Consider the following 20148-nt stretch of genomic DNA (forward strand, 5'->3'; position numbering starts at 1 on the left):
ATTTTACTGGAAAAAGGCTTCCAGTCGTGCAAAAACAGGCCCGGCAATGCCGAGCCTTTCATTTCGTCTCGCTATGTCAGCGATGAAAACCTTCATTTGAGGTGACGTGGAAATCATAGCGGGGAATTTTCTGCTTCAGTGCATCGATGACCTGCTTCTCAATGTTTCGAGCTTGACTTGCCGTCACGTTGTGCACGAGATCAAGAGTAACATATGCGTTTCCGCCGTTTAGTGTGATACGCGCATTTTCCACGCCAGGAATGGACTTCGCCATCGTCTCCATATTGTTCAGATCAACCTGATAGCCTCGCGTCTGATTATGTCCAATGATCAGGTTCGGATTTTGGTTTCTCCCCATCAATCCATCACGGTCTTCCGTAGGAGTAGCCGCCCGATGGAGAACATCACCGCTTTGTTCCCCTTTTATGGTCGTATTGTGTTGACGATCGAGATTTTGCGTTCCATAGCCCTTCTCCTGCGTCATCGTCCGGTTGCATCCGACAGTCAGCACAGAGGCGAGAGCCGCCACGCAGAGCACCGCCATCGAGCTTTTCCAAAAAGGCAAGCATCGCATGAAAAAGCCACCTCCTGTTTTGCCTTAGTCTGCGCATCGTATCGAGTGCTCATGCACGACCAAAAGAGAGGTGGCGTTCACTTAAAATCCCGGCGGGTGGTAGTAGTGACGACGGCAAACACTGCTGTACGTATCATTGCCAGCGATCTCAATCGTCTCTCCGGCATACACCGGTTTTCCATTTTTAAATTTGAGGATGTGCGTTGCCTTTTTATTGCAGTAGACACAGACGGTCTTGATTTCTTCCACCTTGTCTGCCTCACAGAGCAATGCAGCACTTCCTGGGAACAGTTCGTTTTTAAAGTTTTTCAGCAAGCCGTAGACAATCACAGGAATGCCCAGCTTGTCCACAATCGCAACGAGCTGATCGACATGGTGCTTACCGATAAATTGTGCTTCATCGACCAGCACACAGTGGGGCTTCAGCTCCTCTGCCGCCACAATTTCATACAGGTCGGTTTCATCCGTAATCGGGTAAGCTTCCCGACTAATCCCTACTCGAGACGCCACTTTTCCGACGCCAAAGCGATCGTCTACCGCTGGAGTAAACACCATCACTTTTTTCCCGGATTGCTCGTAATTGTGAGCGACAGTCAAAAGCTGAATCGATTTGGAAGCATTCATTGCTCCGTAACGAAAGTAAAGTTGTGCCACGATTCTATCTCCCTTTATCAAGAAGTCATTACTCCGTCTTTGTCAGATGCCGGTCCCTTGCCTCTTGAAACAAGGACAGGGCGAGCTTCCTTCTTTGCGCATGGTCCACGCACGGTGGCGGATAGTCCAGACCGATGACGCATCCTGTTTGCTCCTGTAAATGCAGCGGCATTTCCCACGGTTTATGGATATATTGTAGAGGTACATGCTGCAGCACGGGAAGATATTTTTTTACGAAGGCTCCATCCGGATCAAATTTCTCCCCTTGCGAAACTGGGTTGAAAATGCGGAAATACGGCTGTGGATCTGTCCCGGTAGAGGCGCTCCATTGCCAACCGCCGATATTTGCCGCGTCATCGCAATCGATTAGCTGCTTGGCAAAATACGCCATCCCCGCTCGCCAATCAACCAGCAAGTCCTTTGTCAAAAAAGAGGCCGTAATCATCCGCAGCCGATTGTGCATCCACCCCGTCTCATTCAGCTGTCGCATAGCTGCGTCAACGATCGGGTATCCAGTCTGCGCATGGCACCACAGGGAAAACAGCTGCTCTTTATTTTCCCACGCTACCTCCTCGAACTGCGGCAAATAAGCATGTTCCACGGTGTGTGGGTGAAAGAAAAGTACCTGCTGATAAAATTCGCGCCAAATCAGCTCGGTCAGAAAAGACTCGATAGAAGCTACCTCATCTCCACGCGCTTCCAGCAGAGCCTCCGCCGCCGCATGGTACACCGTCCGAATCGAGAGCGTCCCTGCTTGCAAGGCAAAGGAGAGCCGGGACGTGCCCTCTACGCCTGGAAAGTCCCTTTTTTCCTTATAGCGGTACAGGTCTTCCTCGATAAATTGCTTCAGCCGTTGCCTTGCTGCTTCTTCCCCAAAAAGCGAAGGCTTCCATTGCTCCCCGAGCGGTTTCTCTCGACCGAATTGCTCTACAACAGGAGCCTTCTCACTCAATAAGTCTGTGATTCCGTCCCAGGTCGGAAACTTTTCAGCAATCGGGAAGGGGCGGTCTTTCGGAAGCGTCTGCCACACTCTCCGAAACGGCGTAAAGACGGCATACTCCTTTCCCTGCTTGTTCATAATTTCCCCTGGTTCGTGCAACACCAGATCTTTGCACCCCTGAACAAATACTCCTTTTGAACAGAAGGCCATCTCCACCTGCTCATCCCGGCTTCGTGCAAAAGGAGAGTAGTCCCGGTTGTAAAACAGCTTGTCCGCCCCGGTCTCCTGTATCAGCTGTTCGAGCACCTGCAAAGACTCCCCATGACGAATAATCAACCGGCTGCCCGCGTGCTCCAAATTTGTTTCCAGAGCACCCACTGCCGACAAAAAGGCATGCAGTCGCCGATCTCCCACCGTCTCCGAGCGGCAAAAGCGATCCTCGAGAATACATACGGGCACGATGTCCTCGCCCGTTTGCACTGCTTTATGTAGCGCCGCGTGATCATGCAGGCGCAAATCACGCCGGAACCAGACGATGGCTGTCATCCAATGACCTCCTGCTTTGTTTCGCTGTCTATGCTCTATTCGAAATATTCCTAAGAAAAAACAAAACCAGGCAGATTGCTCTACCTGGTTGCTCCAATCCTTTCCAATTAGGAAAGATTGTATTTGCGTTTGAAACGGTCTACACGGCCGCCAGCATCCACGAATTTTTGTTTACCGGTGAAGAAAGGATGGCAGTTGGAGCAGATCTCCACTTTCAGCGCTTGCTTCACAGAACCGGATTCAAATTCGTTACCGCATGCACATGTTACTTTCACAGTGTTGTACTGTGGATGAATACCTTGTTTCATCTAAATGCACCTCTTTCCGCCCTGAATCGTTTGCCGAAACAGAGTTATATAAACACAGTAAAAATAGTAGCATGCCAACGTCGCAAATGCAACAGGTTGCCCGCCTAGGCCATGTTTTTCCTGCGACGCAATTGCTCCGGTGGGATGTGAGTAAAAGACCCGATTACTACGTCTGGCAGCTCTTCCTGATAAATCTCGATGGCTTGCTTCATGCCAAACACTTCTCCCTGCGCCTTCGGAATCATGGCCAAATAGCTCTCAGGATCAATGTTTAGATTGCGCATCTGAATCAATTTGATTCCGGTTCGACGGATGAAGTTAATCATTGCTTCCATCTCTTCTTCGCGGTCGAACACACCTGGGAAGCACAGATAATTGATGGACGTATAGACACCCTTGGAAGCCGCATATTCTGCGGAACGCGCGACATTCTCCAGCGTGTAGTTGCGCGGGCGATAGTAAGCGTTGTAATGCTCGTCAATCGCACTGATGATGCTGACACGCATAAGGTCAAGACCTGCGTCCACAATTCCTTTGATGTGGTCGGTCAGCCCTGCGTTGGTGTTGATGTTGATGTAGCCCATGTCTGTTTGCTCCCGCACACGGCGCATCGCGGGAACGATGATGGAAGCCATCGTGGACGGCTCCCCTTCACAGCCTTGTCCAAAGCTGATGATGCTCTCCGGCGTTTGCAAGTGATGGAGCATGACCTCTACTAGCTCGTCCTCTGTCGGCTTGAAGTTCATCCGCGTCTGAGGGGACGGAAATCCGCTGTCTTCGGGCTGCTCGGAAATACAGCCGTAGCAGCCGGCATTACAGGTATAAGAGACGGGCAAGCTGCCTTCCCAACGATGGAAGAAGTTGTTGGAAGCCGTCAAGCATTCGTACTCCAACGCACAGTGGGACAGATGGTTCAAGATCCGGTTTTGCGGAAACTGCTCCAGCGTTTTTTCTACGCGCTGGCGCAGCTCGTCCATCGGGAAGTTGAGCGGATCCCATTTATAGATGTCATCACTCGATCTGCCCGCTACCCAGAAGCTGCCGTCTTTCCACACAACCGCGGAATAGCCGAAGAGTGGCAGCTTGCTGTCCTTGTTTGATTTCACATACCCGGGGAGCAGCAGCCGTGTAATTCCTTGAGGAACAAGTGCTCCCACCGCCGTGCAACCGTCCAGCTTCACCATTTCACCCGTATTTGGATCCATCCCGATCGGAACGGTATCTGGCAGGCTGACCAAGGTCGCGCCTTCTGGCAGTGGAATCAGCTCTTCCTCCAGGATTTCTGTCAATATATCACCGTTACGTGCCACCGAAAGCAATCCCGGGTGGTCGTAGACATTACCTTTTTCATCTGCGTACACTAAATACATGGGAAAATCGCCTCGCTTCTTTGCTTTGCCCATTGTAACGCATAGAAAAAGTAAAGTAAATTGCAGGAGTTTACCTGCCCAGATATGGCAATGGATTGATCGGCACATCGTCCTGCCTGACCTCAAAGTGCAAATGATACCCCGTCGAGTCTCCCGTATGCCCCATGTACCCGAGCATTTCACCTGCATCTACCGATTGACCAGGCGCCACGATAATGCTGCGCATATGGGCGTAAAAAGTTTGCAGCCCGTCTCCGTGATCAAGCACCACCATCCTGCCGTAGCCCGAACGGTTCGCCCCTGCCTCTACTACGACACCTGATTTTGCCGCATAGATCGGAGCCTTGGCTTCGCTTTCATTCCACAGATCCACTCCTTTATGCGCCTTTCCCCATCGCACACCAAACCCGCTGGTGATCGTCGCCTCTTTCACCGGCCATTCCATGCGCTCCCTGATTCGTCCGATCACCTGTCGACTGGCTGCCTGTGACGTATTCCTCTTTTGCTGGAGGTCTTCTGCTTGCAAAGACGGCTCACCAACGATCGGGACATACACAACCTGTCCCACATACAGGTTGTCCGACAGCCACTTAAGCAGCGGATTGCGGTCTATCAGCAATTCCCGGCTGACCCGATAACGACTGGCTATGTAGTTGAGCGTTTCCCCTCGTTTTACCGTATGCTTCACTTCATCTTTGCTAATGATGAGCTTCATCCCGACACTGACAAAGTTGGGATTATTGATTTTGTTCATTTCGACCAGCCTTCTTAAAGTAAGACCGTAGCGCTGGGCAATACCTGAGAGCGTATCTCCCTGATTGACGGCATATACCATGACATTACTTTTGGATGAAGCATCTGATTTAGCCAAGCCTGCATACGGATTGAACGCTTGAAACAAAGCTTGTTCCACGACCGTTCTTTTGGCTTCGTCCAGACTCTCGATCGGAGCTGGAATCTGCTCGAATGGCACAGAAAACTCCTCCTTCGTTCAAATTCTATTTCCTACCGTATGCGTGCCTGAACAAAAAAATGACGGTGAGTCATGAAGAACTCACCGTCGTATTAGCCGCTTTTCCGCGCCCTTGCTTGGATTCAAGCGTTTGCAAAAATTCATCATTGGTTTTCGTATCCGCGAGCTTTTTGATAAACGAATCGACAAACTCGTTGGTCTCGTTCATGTTCTTGCGGATCATCCACAACTTGTCCAGCTCTTCCTTGGATAGCAGCAGCTCTTCACGCCGTGTACCGGAACGGCGAATGTCGATTGCCGGGAAAATACGACGTTCTGCCAGCTTTCTGTCCAAATGAAGCTCCATGTTTCCTGTTCCTTTAAATTCCTCGTAAATGACATCGTCCATCCGCGATCCGGTTTCTACCAGCGCAGTCGCCAGGATCGTCAGGCTGCCGCCTTCCTCGATGTTGCGCGCCGAACCGAAGAAGCGCTTGGGACGATGAAAAGCTGCTGGATCAATACCACCGGAAAGTGTCCTGCCGCTCGGAGGAATGACCAGATTGTAGGCACGAGCCAAACGCGTGATGGAATCAAGCAAAATGACAACGTCTTTTTTATGCTCGACCAGACGTTTTGCACGTTCCAATACCAGCTCAGCCACTTTGATATGATTCTCAGGCAATTCGTCAAAAGTAGACGCGACAACTTCTCCTTTGACGGAGCGCTGCATGTCTGTTACTTCTTCGGGACGCTCATCGATGAGCAGCACAAACAAATGAATATCAGGGCGACTCTCCGTGATGCTATTTGCGATTTCCTTTAGCAGCATGGTTTTCCCTGCTTTTGGTGGAGCCACGATAAGTCCACGCTGACCCAGTCCAACAGGGGAGAGGAGGTCCATCAGGCGGGTGGAAACACGCTCAGGTGAGGTTTCCAGGACAAGCTTGGTTTGAGGATACAACGGCGTCAAAGCGGGGAAATGCAAACGCTCTGCAGCTGTTTCGGGGTCTTCTCCATTGACTGCTTCTACTTGCAAGAGGCCGAAATATCGTTCGTTCTCTTTTGGCGGTCGCGCCTTACCCGATACTACGTCTCCCATCCGCAGATCAAAGCGTCTGATCTGCGATTGGGAGATGTAGATGTCCTCGGAGCTAGGGAGATAGTTGATCGGACGCAGGAAGCCATACCCTTCCGGCAGGATATCCAGCACGCCCTCCATAAACATGAGACCGTCTTTCTCCGCTCTGGCTCGCAATATAGCAAAGATCAATTCCTTCTTCTTCAACTGCGAATAGTAAGGAATGTGATACTCTTTGGCCAGCTTGTAGAGATCGGTCAGCTTCTTTTCTTCTAGTTCAGAAATTAACATACATCCACCACTCTTTATTTACTCTTTCTACTCATTGGAGCATCTATTACAGCGTCGGCTTTCTTTCCAAACGATGGTTGCCTTCGATAAAACGGACGGTTCCCGTTTTTGCACGCATAACCACCGAATTCGTCGTTGCACGAGTACCTTGGAAACGCACGCCCTTTAGCAGCTCCCCATCGGTAACACCAGTTGCTGCAAAAATGGCATCGTCACCTTTCACCAAGTCGTTCATGAAAAGAACTTGATGCGGGTTCTGCAGGCCCATTTTCATACAGCGCTCGATTTCCTCCTGGCTTTGCGGCAGCAGCTTTCCTTGGATTTCTCCGCCCAAGCATTTCAGGGCGACAGCAGCGAGCACTCCCTCAGGCGCACCACCGGAACCAAACATGATATCTACGCCTGTATCCGGGAAAGCTGTATTGATCGCAGCAGCCACATCCCCGTCTGAAATAAGGCGGATGCGGGCACCTGCCTCGCGGATTTCGTGAATAATCTGTTGATGGCGTTCCCGGTCGAGCACGATCGCTACCAAATCGCTGATATCTTTCCCCTGTGCTTGGGCAACAGCTTTCAGGTTGTCGCGAATCGGTGCATTGATATCAATTTTGCCTACTGCTTTCGGTCCTACTGCTATTTTCTCCATGTACATATCAGGAGCATGCAGCAGATTGCCGCGGTCCGCAATGGCAATAACAGAAATAGCGCCCCACGTACCTTTTGCGAGGATATTGGTTCCCTCCAGCGGATCAACGGCCACATCGACAGCAGGAGCTACACCCTGACCCAAACGCTCCCCAATGTAGAGCATCGGGGCTTCGTCCATTTCCCCTTCACCAATGACGACGATTCCGTCCATCGGCACCTTTTCAAACTCTTTTCTCATGGCCGTTGTTGCTGCATCGTCAGCCTCATCTTTTTTACCGAGTCCCATCCAACTAGCGGATGCCAATGCTGCTGCCTCGGTCACACGTACCAGTTCAAGTGTTAAGCTGCGTTCCATTCTGGAAGACTCCTCTCCTGGTTGATCTATTTAGCGTTGATGATTTTCCGAGCGATGCAAGCCTACTCTTTGTACATCGGCTCCTAGTGTTTGCAACTTGCCTACCAAATTTTCATATCCGCGATCAATATGTTCCAATCCTTCCAGCTCGGTTACGCCATTCGTCGCAAGGCCAGCGATGAACAAAGCGGCTCCCGCCCGCAGATCAGAGGCAACTACCTTAGCACCGTTCAGGCTGCTTCCACCTTCTATCACGGCGGATCTGCCCTCTACCTTCAAATTTGCCCCCATGCGTCGCAGCTCGTCAACATGACGAAAACGGGAGCTGTAAATGTTGTCGGTAACGATGCTGGAGCCTTTTGCCAACGTCAAAAGGGTCGTGATCGGCTGTTGAAGATCTGTCGGGAATCCTGGATAAGGACTTGTTTTCACATCAATGGAACGGTAGCCCTTTTGGCCGATCACTTGAATGCAATCGTCCATTTCCACTACTTCCGCTCCTATTTCACGCAGCTTGGCTGTCACGGACTCCAAATGCTTGGGGATGACATTCTCCACCAAAACATTGCCGTTTGTCGCAGCGGCTGCAATCATATACGTACCTGCTTCGATCCGGTCAGGGATGATCGTATGGCGACAGCCACGCAGGAATTCTACACCCTGAATGCGGATCATGTCAGTCCCGGCACCTTTGATATTGGCTCCCATGTTGTTCAACAGAGTAGCTACATCGACAATCTCCGGCTCACGGGCTGCATTTTCAATAATGGTCACACCGTCTGCTTTGGCAGCAGCGAGCATGATGTTAATAGTAGCGCCGACACTGACAAGGTCAAGGTAGATCCTCGCGCCTTGGAGTCGGCCATTTTTTGCTTTGATCGTCATGACGCCGTTCTTGTTTTCCACTTGGGCGCCCATCGCTTCAAAGCCTTTGATATGCAAATCAACCGGACGCGGACCCAGATCACAGCCACCCGGCAAGCCTACTTGTGCCTCTCCAAACTTGGCCAGCAAAGCGCCCCACAAATAGTAGGAAGCTCGCAGTTTTTTGATGCGACCGTTGGGCATCAGCATAAGCTTCATCGCCCGACCGTCTACTTCCATCCAGTCTTCTTCAAACAATACATCGGCTCCCATTTCCTGCAGGAGCTCAAAATAAATGTCCACGTCCTGAATACGGGGCAAGTTTTCGATGACGACTGGCCCATCTGCCAGAAGCGCTGCCGGAATCAAGGCTACCGCGCTGTTTTTTGCTCCGCTGATGGTTACCGTCCCCGCGAGCGGTTTCCCACCATTGATGATTAGCTTATCCATGCTCTGCTCTCCTCAGGCGTAATCGGGAAAGAAGCACCTTCCCCAGTGGAAAAGGTGCTCGAAACTGTAACGTTCGATCTTATTTTTGCATGCTTGCCCAGTCAGCGAGGAATTTTTCCAGACCGCTGTCTGTCAGTGGGTGGCCAATGATTTGCTTAAATACTTTTGCTGGGATGGTAGCGAAATGTGCTCCGCGTTTTGCCGCTTCTGTCACATGAACAGGGTGGCGAACCGACGCTGCGATAATTTCTGTTTCGATCCCATGTACGGAGAAAATTTCAGCGATATCGTCAATCAGCGTCATGCCGTCCTGACCAATATCGTCCAAACGTCCCAGGAACGGAGAAACGTAGCTCGCTCCTGCACGCGCAGCCAACAGTGCCTGGTTTGCGGAAAACACCAGCGTCACATTGGTTTTGATTTTCTTTTTCGCGAAGTACTTCGCTGCCTTCAAGCCTTCTGCCGTCATCGGGATTTTGATCACGATATTCTTCGACAGGGAAGCCAGCTTTTCGCCTTCTTCGATCATGCCTTTCGCATCGGTGCTGATGACCTCAGCACTGATCGGACCATCTACAATGTCGATAATTTCTTTCAACGTGTCGATGAAATCTCTGCCTTCCTTGGCAACCAGGGAAGGGTTGGTGGTTACGCCTGCAAGTACGCCCCACTCGTGAATCTCACGAATTTCATCAACGTTTGCTGTATCTATCAGAAAACGCATGGTTATCCTCCTTGGTTACGCGCGGTTGCTACTGCCGAACAAGCGCATTTTTCCTTTAACTACTTCCTTGATCGCGTCGCGAGCAGGGCCCAGATATTTGCGCGGGTCAATCTCGTTCGGTTTGGCAGCGAGCACCTTGCGTACCGTTTCGGTGCATGCTACTTGAGACTCTGTGTTCACATTGATTTTACCAACGCCCAGGCTGATGGATTTCACAATCGCTTCATCCGGAACGCCAGAACCACCGTGCAGTACGATTGGTGCGCCGATGTTGCTTGCTACTTTTTCAATGATGTCGTAGCGGATTTTCGGAACGCCTTTGTACATGCCGTGAGCAGTACCTACAGCGATCGCTACATAGTCTACTTTGGTCTCTTCCCAGAAGCGGATCGCTTCCTCAGGATTTGCCAGAGTAGCGTCTTCCTCATCCACAGACAGGTCGTCTTCTACCCCGCCGATTGTGCCGAGCTCGCCTTCTACAGAAACGCCTACAGCGTGAGCAGCCTCGACAACTTGTTTCGTCAGGCGGAGATTGTCTTCGAAAGAGTGGTGGGAACCATCAAACATAACAGAAGAGAATCCTGCACGAATGCACTTCATAACCATGTCAAAGTTGCTACCGTGGTCAAGGTGCAATGCAACGGGGACACCGGCACGCTCCGCCGCCACTTTTGCGATGGCTACGGTGTAATCAATGCCCATGTATTTAAGAGCCCCCTCAGACACACCGAAAATCACAGGCGATTTTTCTTCCATCGCTGCTTCGGTAATTGCTTGAGTGAACTCCAGGTTGTTCAGGTTGAATTGTCCGACGGCGTATTTATGCTTTTTGACGTCTTCGGTAAAAGCGGTCATAGGTACGAGTGGCATTTTCGTAAATCCTCCTCTAGCAAACTTCAATACTGTGGCTTATTATACCACAGTCACTGGCTTGTTAACAGGTACGCATGTCTGGGATACACCTGGGACTAACATGCTAATTGCTGATGTACCGCCATGCGCAATTCGTCGATATCAAACGGCTTGGTAAAGTGCGTCAATGCACCCAGCTGGGTCGCTTCCTTTATCATGTCCAACTCACCGTACGCAGTCATCATAATGACCTTAATATCTTGGTTGATTTTTTTGATGTGCTTCAAAATCTCGATTCCATCCATACCTGGAATCTTCATATCCAGAATTACCAGATCAGGAGATTCCTTTTCTACAATCTCCAGCGCCATCTTCCCGTTAGCTGCCTGAAATGTCTTGTAACCTTCCTTACCCAATACTTCGTATAACAAGATGCGGATTCCGTACTGATCGTCGACTACCAATACTTTCTTATCATGCTTGTCCAACATCTGATTATTCCCCCCTGACCTATGCCTTTTCCTTAACGACATTAGTTCGCCTAAATTTAGGAAACTCCTTCCTAAATCTCGTCGAAATTTTCCTGCCCTCGAGCTATCGAGTATAATAGGAATACTATTTTTCCCGCTTAGTGAGGAGCCGAGAACAAAATGGACGCTGTTTGGCTGATATGCCTGTTGACATTTATTATCCATACCACAGAGACATTGTCCTACGCAGTGCGCTTTGCTGGCGTACAGTCGGGGAGACTCGCCGTGGCTCTGTCACTCGTCGGAATTATTCTGCTGCTGTCTCGTACATCCAATCTGATTCAGGGCCCTTTTACTGGAGGATTGATTGACGAAGCGGCTCTCACCCATACAGATCCAAGCCTCAAGCTGCATCTGATCGTCGCTGCCGCTTCTCTTGGGACTTGTTTCTCGATTCTGCTTTTTCCCACTGCCGCCCAGCTATCCAAACGGGTGATTGCCCGGCTGGAGCTCGCTGGCTCCATTCCCCAAATGCTCCGCACGGCCGTTACCATCGACAGCTTGCGAAGCGTACGGCATCACGTCAGGGTCCCGACTTTAAATGTCCTCGCACGCTTTCGGATCAAGGGAGTTCCCAACCGGCTGTTACTGCTCAATTGCCTGGGAACAGGCATTTACACGAGCAGCATCCTGTCTGTTTTATACGCTACACTGCTCGTACCCGACTACAAAGCGACCGTACTGATGTCCTCTGGCCTGATCAACGGGTTCGCCACCATTTTCATGACGATTCTGGTCGATCCGCAGGTAGCCCTCATGACGGAAAAGGCCATGCAAGGCAAGTCCTCGCTGGAGTCCATTCGCGATATGTACATGTGGTTGATGATCAGCCGCTTTTTTGGAACCTTGCTTGCTCAGGTCCTGCTGATTCCTGCTGCTTACTGGGTAGCCTGGATCACACCGCTTTTTCATTAAAAACCATATTTTTTTAGCAAAAAGCACCCGCGATTTTCCTTCGCAGGTGCCTTTTTATCGAAACCGATTATTTTTGATTGGTCAGCGCAGCTTTGACAAAGTCACGGAACAATGGCTGCGGACGATTTGGACGAGATGTAAACTCTGGGTGGAACTGCGTAGCTACGAACCAAGGATGCTCAGGAACTTCCACAATTTCAACCAGTCTTCCATCTGGCGTCGTACCTGCGAAACGCAGACCCAGTTCAGCCAGTTGAGGACGGTATTCGTTGTTCACTTCATAGCGGTGGCGATGGCGCTCGTATACAACCGTGCTGCCGTATGCCTGCTCGGTCAAGGTGCCTTCTTCAACCTTCGTTGGACCTACACCCAGACGCATGGTGCCGCCTTTGTCCTCGATTTCTTTTTGCTCTGGCAAGAGATCGATGACTGGATATGGCGTTTCCGGATTGATTTCGGAGCTGTTTGCCAGATCCATGCCTGCAACGTGGCGGGCAAATTCAATAACGGCGATCTGCATACCCAGGCAAATTCCCAGGAATGGTACTTTATTTTCACGAGCGTAGCGCGTCGCGATGATTTTTCCTTCGATACCACGGTCACCGAAACCGCCTGGTACGAGGACACCATCTACATCACCCAGCAATTCGCTGACGTTTTGCAAGGTGACTTCTTCTGCGCTTACCCATTTGATGTCGATTTTGGAATCAATGGCATATCCGCCATGATAAAGCGCCTCTGCAACCGACAGATAAGCGTCGTGCAGCTCCACATATTTACCAACAATCGCGATGCGAGTAGTTTTGGACAGGTTCTTGATTTTGCCTACGAGCTGTTTCCACTCCGTCATATCTGCTTCCTGGCAAGTCAAGCCGAGATGGCGGCAAACATAATCGTCGAGGCCTTGTGCCTGCAATTGCAATGGCACATCATACAGCGTTTCTGCATCGATACATTCCACAACTGCGTTTTTATCGATATCACAGAACAGAGCCAGCTTGTCTTTCATTTCTTGGGTCATCGGTTGCTCGGTACGCGTAACGATGACGGTTGGCTGGATCCCCAGGCTGCGCAGCTCTTTTACGCTGTGTTGGGTTGGCTTTGTTTTCATTTCACCTGCTGCCTTGATGTAAGGAACAAGTGTTACGTGAATGTACATGACATTCTCGCGGCCAATATCGCTTTTGATTTGACGGATCGCTTCCAGGAAAGGCAAGCTCTCGATGTCGCCCACGGTTCCACCGATCTCCGTGATGACCACGTCCGCTCCTGTTTCACGACCGGCACGGAATACGCGCTCTTTAATCTCGTTCGTGATGTGCGGGATTACCTGTACGGTTCCACCCAGATAGTCGCCACGGCGCTCTTTGGCGATTACGGAAGAGTAAATTTTACCGGTCGTTACATTGGAGTTGGAGCTCAGGTTGATGTCGATAAAGCGCTCGTAGTGCCCCAGGTCCAGGTCGGTTTCTGCTCCGTCATCCGTAACGAATACTTCCCCGTGCTGATATGGACTCATGGTACCCGGGTCCACGTTAATGTATGGGTCAAACTTCTGGATGGTAACCTTCAGTCCCCTATTCTTCAGGAGTCGGCCCAGAGACGCCGCTGTAATCCCTTTTCCCAACGAGGATACGACCCCGCCTGTCACAAAAATATACTTCGTCATCGTTTACGTCCCCTCTTTCCCTAATCCTCAAGATGATGATAAATCGTATGAAGACGGCTCCAAAAAAAAGAAAAAACAAAAGCGAGTCCTATCCCGTTAAGCAGTGGGGTAGGGGCACTTTTGTTTTATAGTTTCCCATATTTGATCCTTCTTCATGTGAAGCCCAAGGAGTATTTTATCTGTCCCTCAGGCGGAAGTCAAGGACTTATAATTTCTCGTCTTCTTCCTCTTCAGCGTCGTCTTCCAATTCCTCATCTTCTGCTTCCTCGCCCTCGAACAGCTCTTCTTCTTCCTCATCGAGCTCTTCTTCGTCGATTTCAGCATCAATTTCCTCTTCTTCGATCTCTGCATCTTCGTCCACGAAGTCTTCATCGTCTTCAAAGATAACCACATCGTCTTCCTCGAATTCTTCAACGATGTCGTCTTCGGTATCGTAGTCGTCGAAATCGTCGTCGAGAATGACTTTTTTCTTCTTGGTTCCGCCGCCCTCTTGTGTTTCTTCGACAGTGTCGGTTGGGTACCAGCGTTTCAGACCCCAGATATTGTCACCCAGGCAAACGAAACGGCCGTCAATATTAATTTCTGTGTATACTTGAGCGATGATCGCCATGAGCTGTTCCTTCGTCATCTTGCGAACGGAAACCAGTTCATCCATCAGCTCGCGGAAGTTGTAAGTTCGATTGGTTTGGCGCAAAATTTCATAGGCAATGTCAACCAATGCCATCTCACTCAGTTTCTCGGAATCAACATGAGCAAATAATTGACTCACTCAGGGCACGTCCTTTCCATTGAAAACTATGGGATACCATACGGCCGCCACTTCAATGTGAGGCGCGGCTTTGTATAGGTAAATCTACAATAATGTCGGATTCTTCGATTGTACAACATACGAAGGCTAACATACAGTATTCCTTATTTTAGACGAAAATGCAAGGCTTTCAAACAGGCTGGCAAATATATTATTCGCCCCCGTTTTCCCCTGGCAAAACCGGGCTGTTTTCGCCTGGTAATGACGGAGCAGATCAAAGGAGAAAGCAAAAGCGGCCAGTGATCATCACCAGCCGCTCTTTCTTGCAGAAAAAAGCCTTTCTTACATGTTTCTGCGGTATTGTCCCCCTACTTCATACAGGGCCGCACTGATTTGCCCCAGAGAAGCTACCTTGACCGTTTCCATCAGCTCTTCGAAAATGTTACCTCCCGAAGTCGCGACCTCCTGCAAGCGACGCAGAGCCGCCCCTGATTGCTCCCGATGCTTTTCCTGGAAGGCACGCAGATTCAAGATTTGCTGTACCTTTTCTTCCTCTGTCGCACGGGCCAGCTCGATCTCGTAGTCTTCCTCGGACGAGTTTGGATTGAGAAAGGTGTTGACCCCGATAATTGGCAGTTCACCCGTATGTTTTTTCATTTCGTAGTACATCGACTCATCCTGAATTTTGCCCCGTTGGTACTGAGTCTCCATCGCTCCGAGAACGCCGCCGCGGGAGCTGATCCGCTCAAACTCCTGCATCACGGATTCCTCGACCAGATCAGTCAGCTCGTCGATGATGAAAGCACCCTGCAACGGGTTTTCGTTTTTCGCGAGGCCCAGCTCCTTGTTGATGATCATCTGGATGGCCATCGCGCGTCGCACCGAGTTTTCTGTCGGTGTCGTGATGGCTTCGTCGTAAGCATTCGTGTGCAAGGAGTTGCAGTTGTCATAAATCGCAACCAACGCCTGCAAGGTTGTACGGATATCGTTGAAGTCCATCTCCTGCGCGTGCAAGGAACGGCCAGACGTCTGGATATGGTATTTCAGCTTCTGGCTGCGGTCATTTGCGCCGTAGCGGTTTTTCATAACGGTTGCCCAGATGCGTCGTGCCACCCGCCCAATCACGGTATACTCGGGATCGAGTCCATTGGAGAAGAAGAACGACAGATTCGGTGCAAAATCGTCAATGTTCATGCCGCGGCTCAAATAGTATTCGACGTACGTAAAGCCGTTGGCAAGCGTGAATGCCAATTGGGTAATCGGGTTCGCCCCAGCTTCTGCAATATGGTAGCCCGAAATCGACACGGAATAGTAGTTCCGCACCTTTTTATCAATGAAATACTGCTGGATATCGCCCATCATCCGCAGTGCAAACTCCGTAGAGAAGATGCAGGTGTTTTGCCCCTGGTCTTCCTTCAAAATGTCAGCCTGTACGGTACCGCGGACCGTGGAGAGCGTGTACGCCTTGATTTGCTCGCTCTCTTCAGCAGTTGGCTGACGTCCTTCGCGCTGCACGAAAGCTTCCATTTGCTGTTCGATTGCCGTGTTCATAAACATCGCCAAAATCATCGGTGCAGGACCATTGATCGTCATCGACACAGAGGTGCTTGGCGCGCACAGATCAAAGCCGGCATACAGCTTTTTCATGTCATCCAGCGTACAAATGCTCACGCCGCTCGTTCCGATCTTGCCGTAGATGTCCGGACGGTAATCCGGGTCTTCTCCGTAAAGAGTAACCGAGTCAAAAGCGGTACTGAGCCGTTTCGCCTCGTCATTTTGCGAAAGGAAGTGGAAACGTCTGTTGGTCCGCTCTGGCGTCCCTTCTCCCGCAAATTGGCGCTTTGGATCTTCTCCTTCCCGCTTGAATGGAAAGACGCCAGCCGTGTATGGGAACTCTCCTGGTACATTTTCTTTCAGGGACCATTTTAAAATTTCGCCCCAATCCTCGTACTCAGGCACGGCCACCTTGGAGATACGCGTACCGGACAGCGATTCACTGAACAGCTTCGTCACAAGCTCCTTGTCGCGGATTTTGGTCACGAACTGATCCTGCTTGTAGGCAGCTTTGAGCTTTGGCCATTGCGCGAGAATCCGTTTGCACTCCGGATGAAGCTTCTCCTCGAACAGTTCGATCTGCTTATCCAAGACAGCTGCTACCTCTTGTGCCGAAGCTTCCCCTGAAGCCAGGAGCGTCTCTTTCGCCCCCTGCAGCTGGAACAGCTTACGCGCGATGGCGGATTGCTCATCCGTGTATTGGCGGTATTTTCGAACGGTATTGGCGATGTCTTGCAAGTAGTTGATCCGCTCTGTCGGAATCAACGAAGTTTTATGAATTTTAACAGGAGCCGTATCCAATCCCTCAACCGACCAGTCTACTCCTGTCTTTTCTACGATTTTGTGCATCAGTGCCGCAAACAGGACGTTTGTACCCGGATCGTTAAACTGACTGGCGATCGTTCCGTACACGGGCACTTTTTCATCGGGAAGCTCGAACAGCTGGTGATTGCGGCGATATTGCTTCCGCACCTCACGCAGGGCATCCTCGGAGCCTTTTCGCTCGAACTTGTTGATGGCAATCACGTCTGCGAAATCAAGCATATCGATTTTTTCCAGCTGCGATGGTGCCCCGAACTCACTGGTCATAACGTACATGGATACGTCGCACACATCCGTAACCTGCGCATCACCCTGACCGATCCCGCTCGTCTCCACGATAATCAAGTCAAAATGGGCAGCCCGTGCTACGCGGATCGCGTCCTCCAGCGCCGCAGACAGCTCCATGCCCGATTTGCGGGTAGCCAAGCTGCGCATGTACACACGAGGTGTGTTGTTGGCATTCATACGGATGCGGTCGCCTAATAGCGCTCCACCCGATTTTTGCTTGGATGGATCGACAGATAAAATCGCGACAGTCTTGTCCGTATACGTTCGAATGAAGCGTCGAACCAATTCATCTGTCAGCGAGCTTTTCCCTGCTCCCCCTGTACCGGTAATGCCGAGCACCGGGATCATCTCCTGCGGCTCTGGCACGCTGTTTTTGATTGGCTCTACCCACTCTGGCTGGTCAACGGCATACTCCGCTACAGAAATGAGACGGGCTACCGCTTTATGATTTTGATCGCGAAGCGCTTGTACTTCATCGCCCAGCTGTTTGACCGTCGGAAAATCGGAATGCCGGATCATGTCATTGATCATCCCCTGCAATCCGAAGTTGCGGCCATCATCTGGCGAATAGATTTTACAGACTCCGTACTCTTCCAATTCCCGAATCTCGCGTGGAACGATCACGCCGCCCCCGCCCCCAAAAACGCGGATATGCTCAGCTCCTCGTTCTTTCAGCAAATCAATCATGTACTTGAAATATTCCACATGACCGCCCTGATAGGAGCTGATAGCAATCCCTTGCACATCCTCCTGAATCGCTGCGGTAACTATATCATCAACAGAACGGTTGTGACCCAAATGGATGACTTCCACCCCTGAAGACTGCAAAATACGGCGCATGATGTTGATCGAGGCATCGTGACCATCGTACAAGCTGGCGGCGGTCACAAAACGAACTTTGTTTTGCGGACGAAAAACTTCTGTTTCCATCGTTCCACTCTCCCCGAGATTCCGTTTTAGTCGGAGACACTGATTTCGCGCAGCAACAATGCTATCTGCTTTTCGGTGAACTCCTCTAGCGTATAGTGCTTGTGCAGAGCCCAGCGACGGAATACCCACATCTCGCCCAGAACCATGATGTTATCCGCCATGAGCTTGACGTGTTTTTCATCCAGACGCAGGGAGCCGTCATTAATTCCTTTGTGAATGATCTCTACGAAAACTTGTGCAATCGCTTCTTCACGTCCTAATACAAAGCGAAGCGTTTCTTTTGGCAGTGACTTTGCTTCCTGATAAATGAGCAAAACACGATCGCTCATCTGGTCCATCACACGGATAAAGCTCTTTAGTGCGAGGGTCAAGATTTTCACACCAGACCCGTTAAAGTTGATCGCTTCGCGCAGACGAGTCTCCATCTCCGCATGGATCGCATCACATACGAGGTACAGCACGTCCTCTTTGGATTCAATGTACTCGTACAAGGTACCAATACTAAAACCAGAAGCGCGTGCAATCTCTCTAGTCGTCGTTTTATGAAAGCCTTTATGAATGAACAAGTTGACCGCTGCTTCAACGATTTGTTCGCGGCGCTTCTCAATGAGCTTAGGATCCTTAACCAATGAAGGAATCGTTTTTCTTTTCTCGGACATGACCGATCCACCTTTTCCACCGACTGAGCGTTTGGTCAGACATTTCAAAAAAGTCAAGACAAAAAACACTCGTCTTTCGTATCTTATCGCAACCATTATACGCGAGTAAGACGAAGAAAGCCAAATCTTTCTTTCCCCATCCTACAGAACGCGGACAGAAGCGAGAAGAATTGGCGGGAGCAGGTGAGACCTGCCCCCATGCACTCCTTTATGGTAATCGGTTATCTGATCAGCGCCTAGACTTTTGGGGTCGCCTATTCTTTCAATAGATAGTTACTGATAACGACTCGCTGAATTTCGTTCGTTCCTTCATAGATCTGCGTGATCTTCGCATCGCGCATGAAACGCTCTACCGGATACTCACGTGTGTAGCCATACCCGCCGAATACTTGAACGGCTTCGGTCGTTACCTCCATAGCCGTGTCACCCGCGAACACTTTGGACATGGCAGATGCTTTTCCGTATGGCAGCCCCTGATCCTCCAGCCATGCCGCCTGATAGGTGAGCAGGCGAGCCGCTTCGATCTTGGTCGCCATATCTGCCAGCTTGAACTGAATCGCTTGCAAGGAAGCGATCGGCTTGCCGAATTGGTTGCGTTCTTTTGCATAATTGCGAGCCTGCTCGTATGCCCCCTGCGCGATACCCAGCGCTTGTGCGGCAATTCCGTTGCGTCCGCCATCGAGAGTCATCATGGCAATCTTGAAGCCCTCGCCCTCTTTGCCCAGCATGTTTTCAGCTGGAACGCGTACATCCTCGAAGTTGATCGCGAGTGTTGGCGAGGAACGAATCCCCAGCTTCTTCTCTTTTTTGCCCATCGTGAAGCCGTCCATGCCTTTTTCCACGATAAAGGCAGTAATGCCCTTGTGCTTAAGCTCAGGCTCCGTAACTGCAAACACGATGTAAATTTCGGCTTCACCGGCATTCGTGATGAAGATTTTGCTGCCGTTCAAAATATAGTGGTCGCCGTCGCGAACAGCCGTGGTGCGCATACCTGCCGAGTCCGAGCCCGAGCCCGGTTCTGTGAGGCAATACGCGCCCATTTTCTTGCCTTCTGCCAGCGGACGCAAAAATTTCTGTTTTTGCTCTTCTGTACCGAATTTGTAGAGCGGCCAGCTTGCCAAGGATACTTGTGCAGACAACGTCACTCCGATAGATGCGTCTACGCGGGACAGCTCTTCCACTGCGATCACATAGCTCAGGTAGTCGGCTCCTGCTCCGCCGTATTGCTCAGGCCACGGGATTCCCGTCAAACCCAGCTCAGCCATTTGCTCGAAAATCGAGCGGTCAAAGCGTTCTTCCTCGTCGCGTTCCGCTGCCGAAGGAGCCACCTGGTTTTCGGCAAAGTCACGTATCATTTTTCGCAGCATCTCATGTTCTTCCGTCAATTGGAAATTCATTTCTACCACTCCCCCGTGTGCTTTTCG

18 protein-coding genes are annotated in these 20148 nt (G+C 50.6%); 1 reads left to right on the forward strand and 17 read right to left on the reverse strand.

The window, feature by feature from the left end:
- Positions 1–76: 76 nt before the first annotated feature.
- From EDM59_RS27050 to EDM59_RS27105, 12 genes are all read right to left on the reverse strand, one after another.
- Positions 77–574 carry a sporulation protein gene (locus EDM59_RS27050; RefSeq protein ID WP_122926483.1) on the reverse strand — a complete coding sequence of 166 codons (498 nt, stop codon included), beginning with the start codon at positions 572–574 and terminating at the stop codon, positions 77–79.
- Between the two features lie 81 nt (positions 575–655).
- Positions 656–1228 carry a thymidine kinase gene (locus tag EDM59_RS27055; protein WP_092268296.1) on the reverse strand — a complete coding sequence of 191 codons (573 nt, stop codon included), beginning with the start codon at positions 1226–1228 and terminating at the stop codon, positions 656–658.
- 28 nt (positions 1229–1256) lie between these two features.
- On the reverse strand, positions 1257–2714 hold the full coding sequence (locus EDM59_RS27060) for a cryptochrome/photolyase family protein (RefSeq protein ID WP_122926484.1): 1458 nt from the start codon (positions 2712–2714) through the stop codon (positions 1257–1259).
- 107 nt (positions 2715–2821) lie between these two features.
- The gene (gene rpmE, locus EDM59_RS27065; RefSeq protein WP_055745712.1) at positions 2822–3022 is read right to left on the reverse strand and encodes a 50S ribosomal protein L31; all 201 of its coding nucleotides are present in this window, start codon (positions 3020–3022) and stop codon (positions 2822–2824) included.
- Positions 3023–3126: 104 nt separating this feature from the next.
- Positions 3127–4392, reverse strand: a complete 1266-nt coding sequence (locus EDM59_RS27070) for a radical SAM family protein (RefSeq protein WP_122926485.1) — start codon at positions 4390–4392, stop codon at positions 3127–3129.
- A gap of 70 nt (positions 4393–4462) precedes the next feature.
- Positions 4463–5365 (reverse strand): M23 family metallopeptidase, encoded by a 903-nt coding sequence (locus tag EDM59_RS27075; protein WP_122926486.1) that lies wholly within the window; start codon positions 5363–5365, stop codon positions 4463–4465.
- A gap of 70 nt (positions 5366–5435) precedes the next feature.
- On the reverse strand, positions 5436–6716 hold the full coding sequence (gene rho, locus EDM59_RS27080) for a transcription termination factor Rho (RefSeq protein ID WP_092268299.1): 1281 nt from the start codon (positions 6714–6716) through the stop codon (positions 5436–5438).
- A gap of 46 nt (positions 6717–6762) precedes the next feature.
- Positions 6763–7719 (reverse strand): class II fructose-bisphosphatase, encoded by a 957-nt coding sequence (glpX, locus tag EDM59_RS27085; protein WP_092268300.1) that lies wholly within the window; start codon positions 7717–7719, stop codon positions 6763–6765.
- Positions 7720–7749: 30 nt separating this feature from the next.
- A complete protein-coding gene (locus EDM59_RS27090) occupies positions 7750–9033 on the reverse strand; it encodes a UDP-N-acetylglucosamine 1-carboxyvinyltransferase (protein WP_122926487.1) in 1284 nt (427 codons plus the stop codon).
- A gap of 79 nt (positions 9034–9112) precedes the next feature.
- A complete protein-coding gene (gene fsa / locus EDM59_RS27095; RefSeq protein WP_092268302.1) occupies positions 9113–9757 on the reverse strand; it encodes a fructose-6-phosphate aldolase in 645 nt (214 codons plus the stop codon).
- A gap of 15 nt (positions 9758–9772) precedes the next feature.
- Complete coding sequence (gene fba / locus EDM59_RS27100) at positions 9773–10627, reverse strand: class II fructose-1,6-bisphosphate aldolase (protein WP_092268303.1); 855 nt, start codon at positions 10625–10627, stop codon at positions 9773–9775.
- A 98-nt stretch (positions 10628–10725) separates the two neighbouring features.
- Positions 10726–11100 (reverse strand): response regulator, encoded by a 375-nt coding sequence (locus EDM59_RS27105; protein ID WP_049740841.1) that lies wholly within the window; start codon positions 11098–11100, stop codon positions 10726–10728.
- Positions 11101–11259: 159 nt separating this feature from the next.
- Between EDM59_RS27105 and EDM59_RS27110 the strand changes: the two genes are divergently transcribed.
- Positions 11260–12054 carry a lipid II flippase Amj family protein gene (locus EDM59_RS27110; RefSeq protein ID WP_122926488.1) on the forward strand — a complete coding sequence of 265 codons (795 nt, stop codon included), beginning with the start codon at positions 11260–11262 and terminating at the stop codon, positions 12052–12054.
- A gap of 67 nt (positions 12055–12121) precedes the next feature.
- On the opposite strand, the gene EDM59_RS27115 is transcribed toward EDM59_RS27110, so the two are convergent.
- The 5 genes from EDM59_RS27115 to EDM59_RS27135 form a co-directional block, all read right to left on the reverse strand.
- On the reverse strand, positions 12122–13723 hold the full coding sequence (locus EDM59_RS27115; protein WP_122926489.1) for a CTP synthase: 1602 nt from the start codon (positions 13721–13723) through the stop codon (positions 12122–12124).
- A gap of 205 nt (positions 13724–13928) precedes the next feature.
- Entirely contained in the window at positions 13929–14492 is a 564-nt protein-coding gene (rpoE, locus tag EDM59_RS27120) for a DNA-directed RNA polymerase subunit delta (RefSeq protein ID WP_122926490.1), read from the reverse strand.
- Between the two features lie 321 nt (positions 14493–14813).
- Complete coding sequence (icmF, locus tag EDM59_RS27125) at positions 14814–18065, reverse strand: fused isobutyryl-CoA mutase/GTPase IcmF (RefSeq protein ID WP_122926491.1); 3252 nt, start codon at positions 18063–18065, stop codon at positions 14814–14816.
- 26 nt (positions 18066–18091) lie between these two features.
- A complete protein-coding gene (locus EDM59_RS27130; RefSeq protein ID WP_122926492.1) occupies positions 18092–18724 on the reverse strand; it encodes a TetR/AcrR family transcriptional regulator in 633 nt (210 codons plus the stop codon).
- Positions 18725–18978: 254 nt separating this feature from the next.
- On the reverse strand, positions 18979–20121 hold the full coding sequence (locus tag EDM59_RS27135; RefSeq protein WP_122926597.1) for an acyl-CoA dehydrogenase: 1143 nt from the start codon (positions 20119–20121) through the stop codon (positions 18979–18981).
- Between the last annotated feature and the right edge of the window lie 27 nt (positions 20122–20148).

This window comes from Brevibacillus nitrificans, assembly GCF_003710965.1.
Classification (GTDB): domain Bacteria; phylum Bacillota; class Bacilli; order Brevibacillales; family Brevibacillaceae; genus Brevibacillus; species Brevibacillus centrosporus.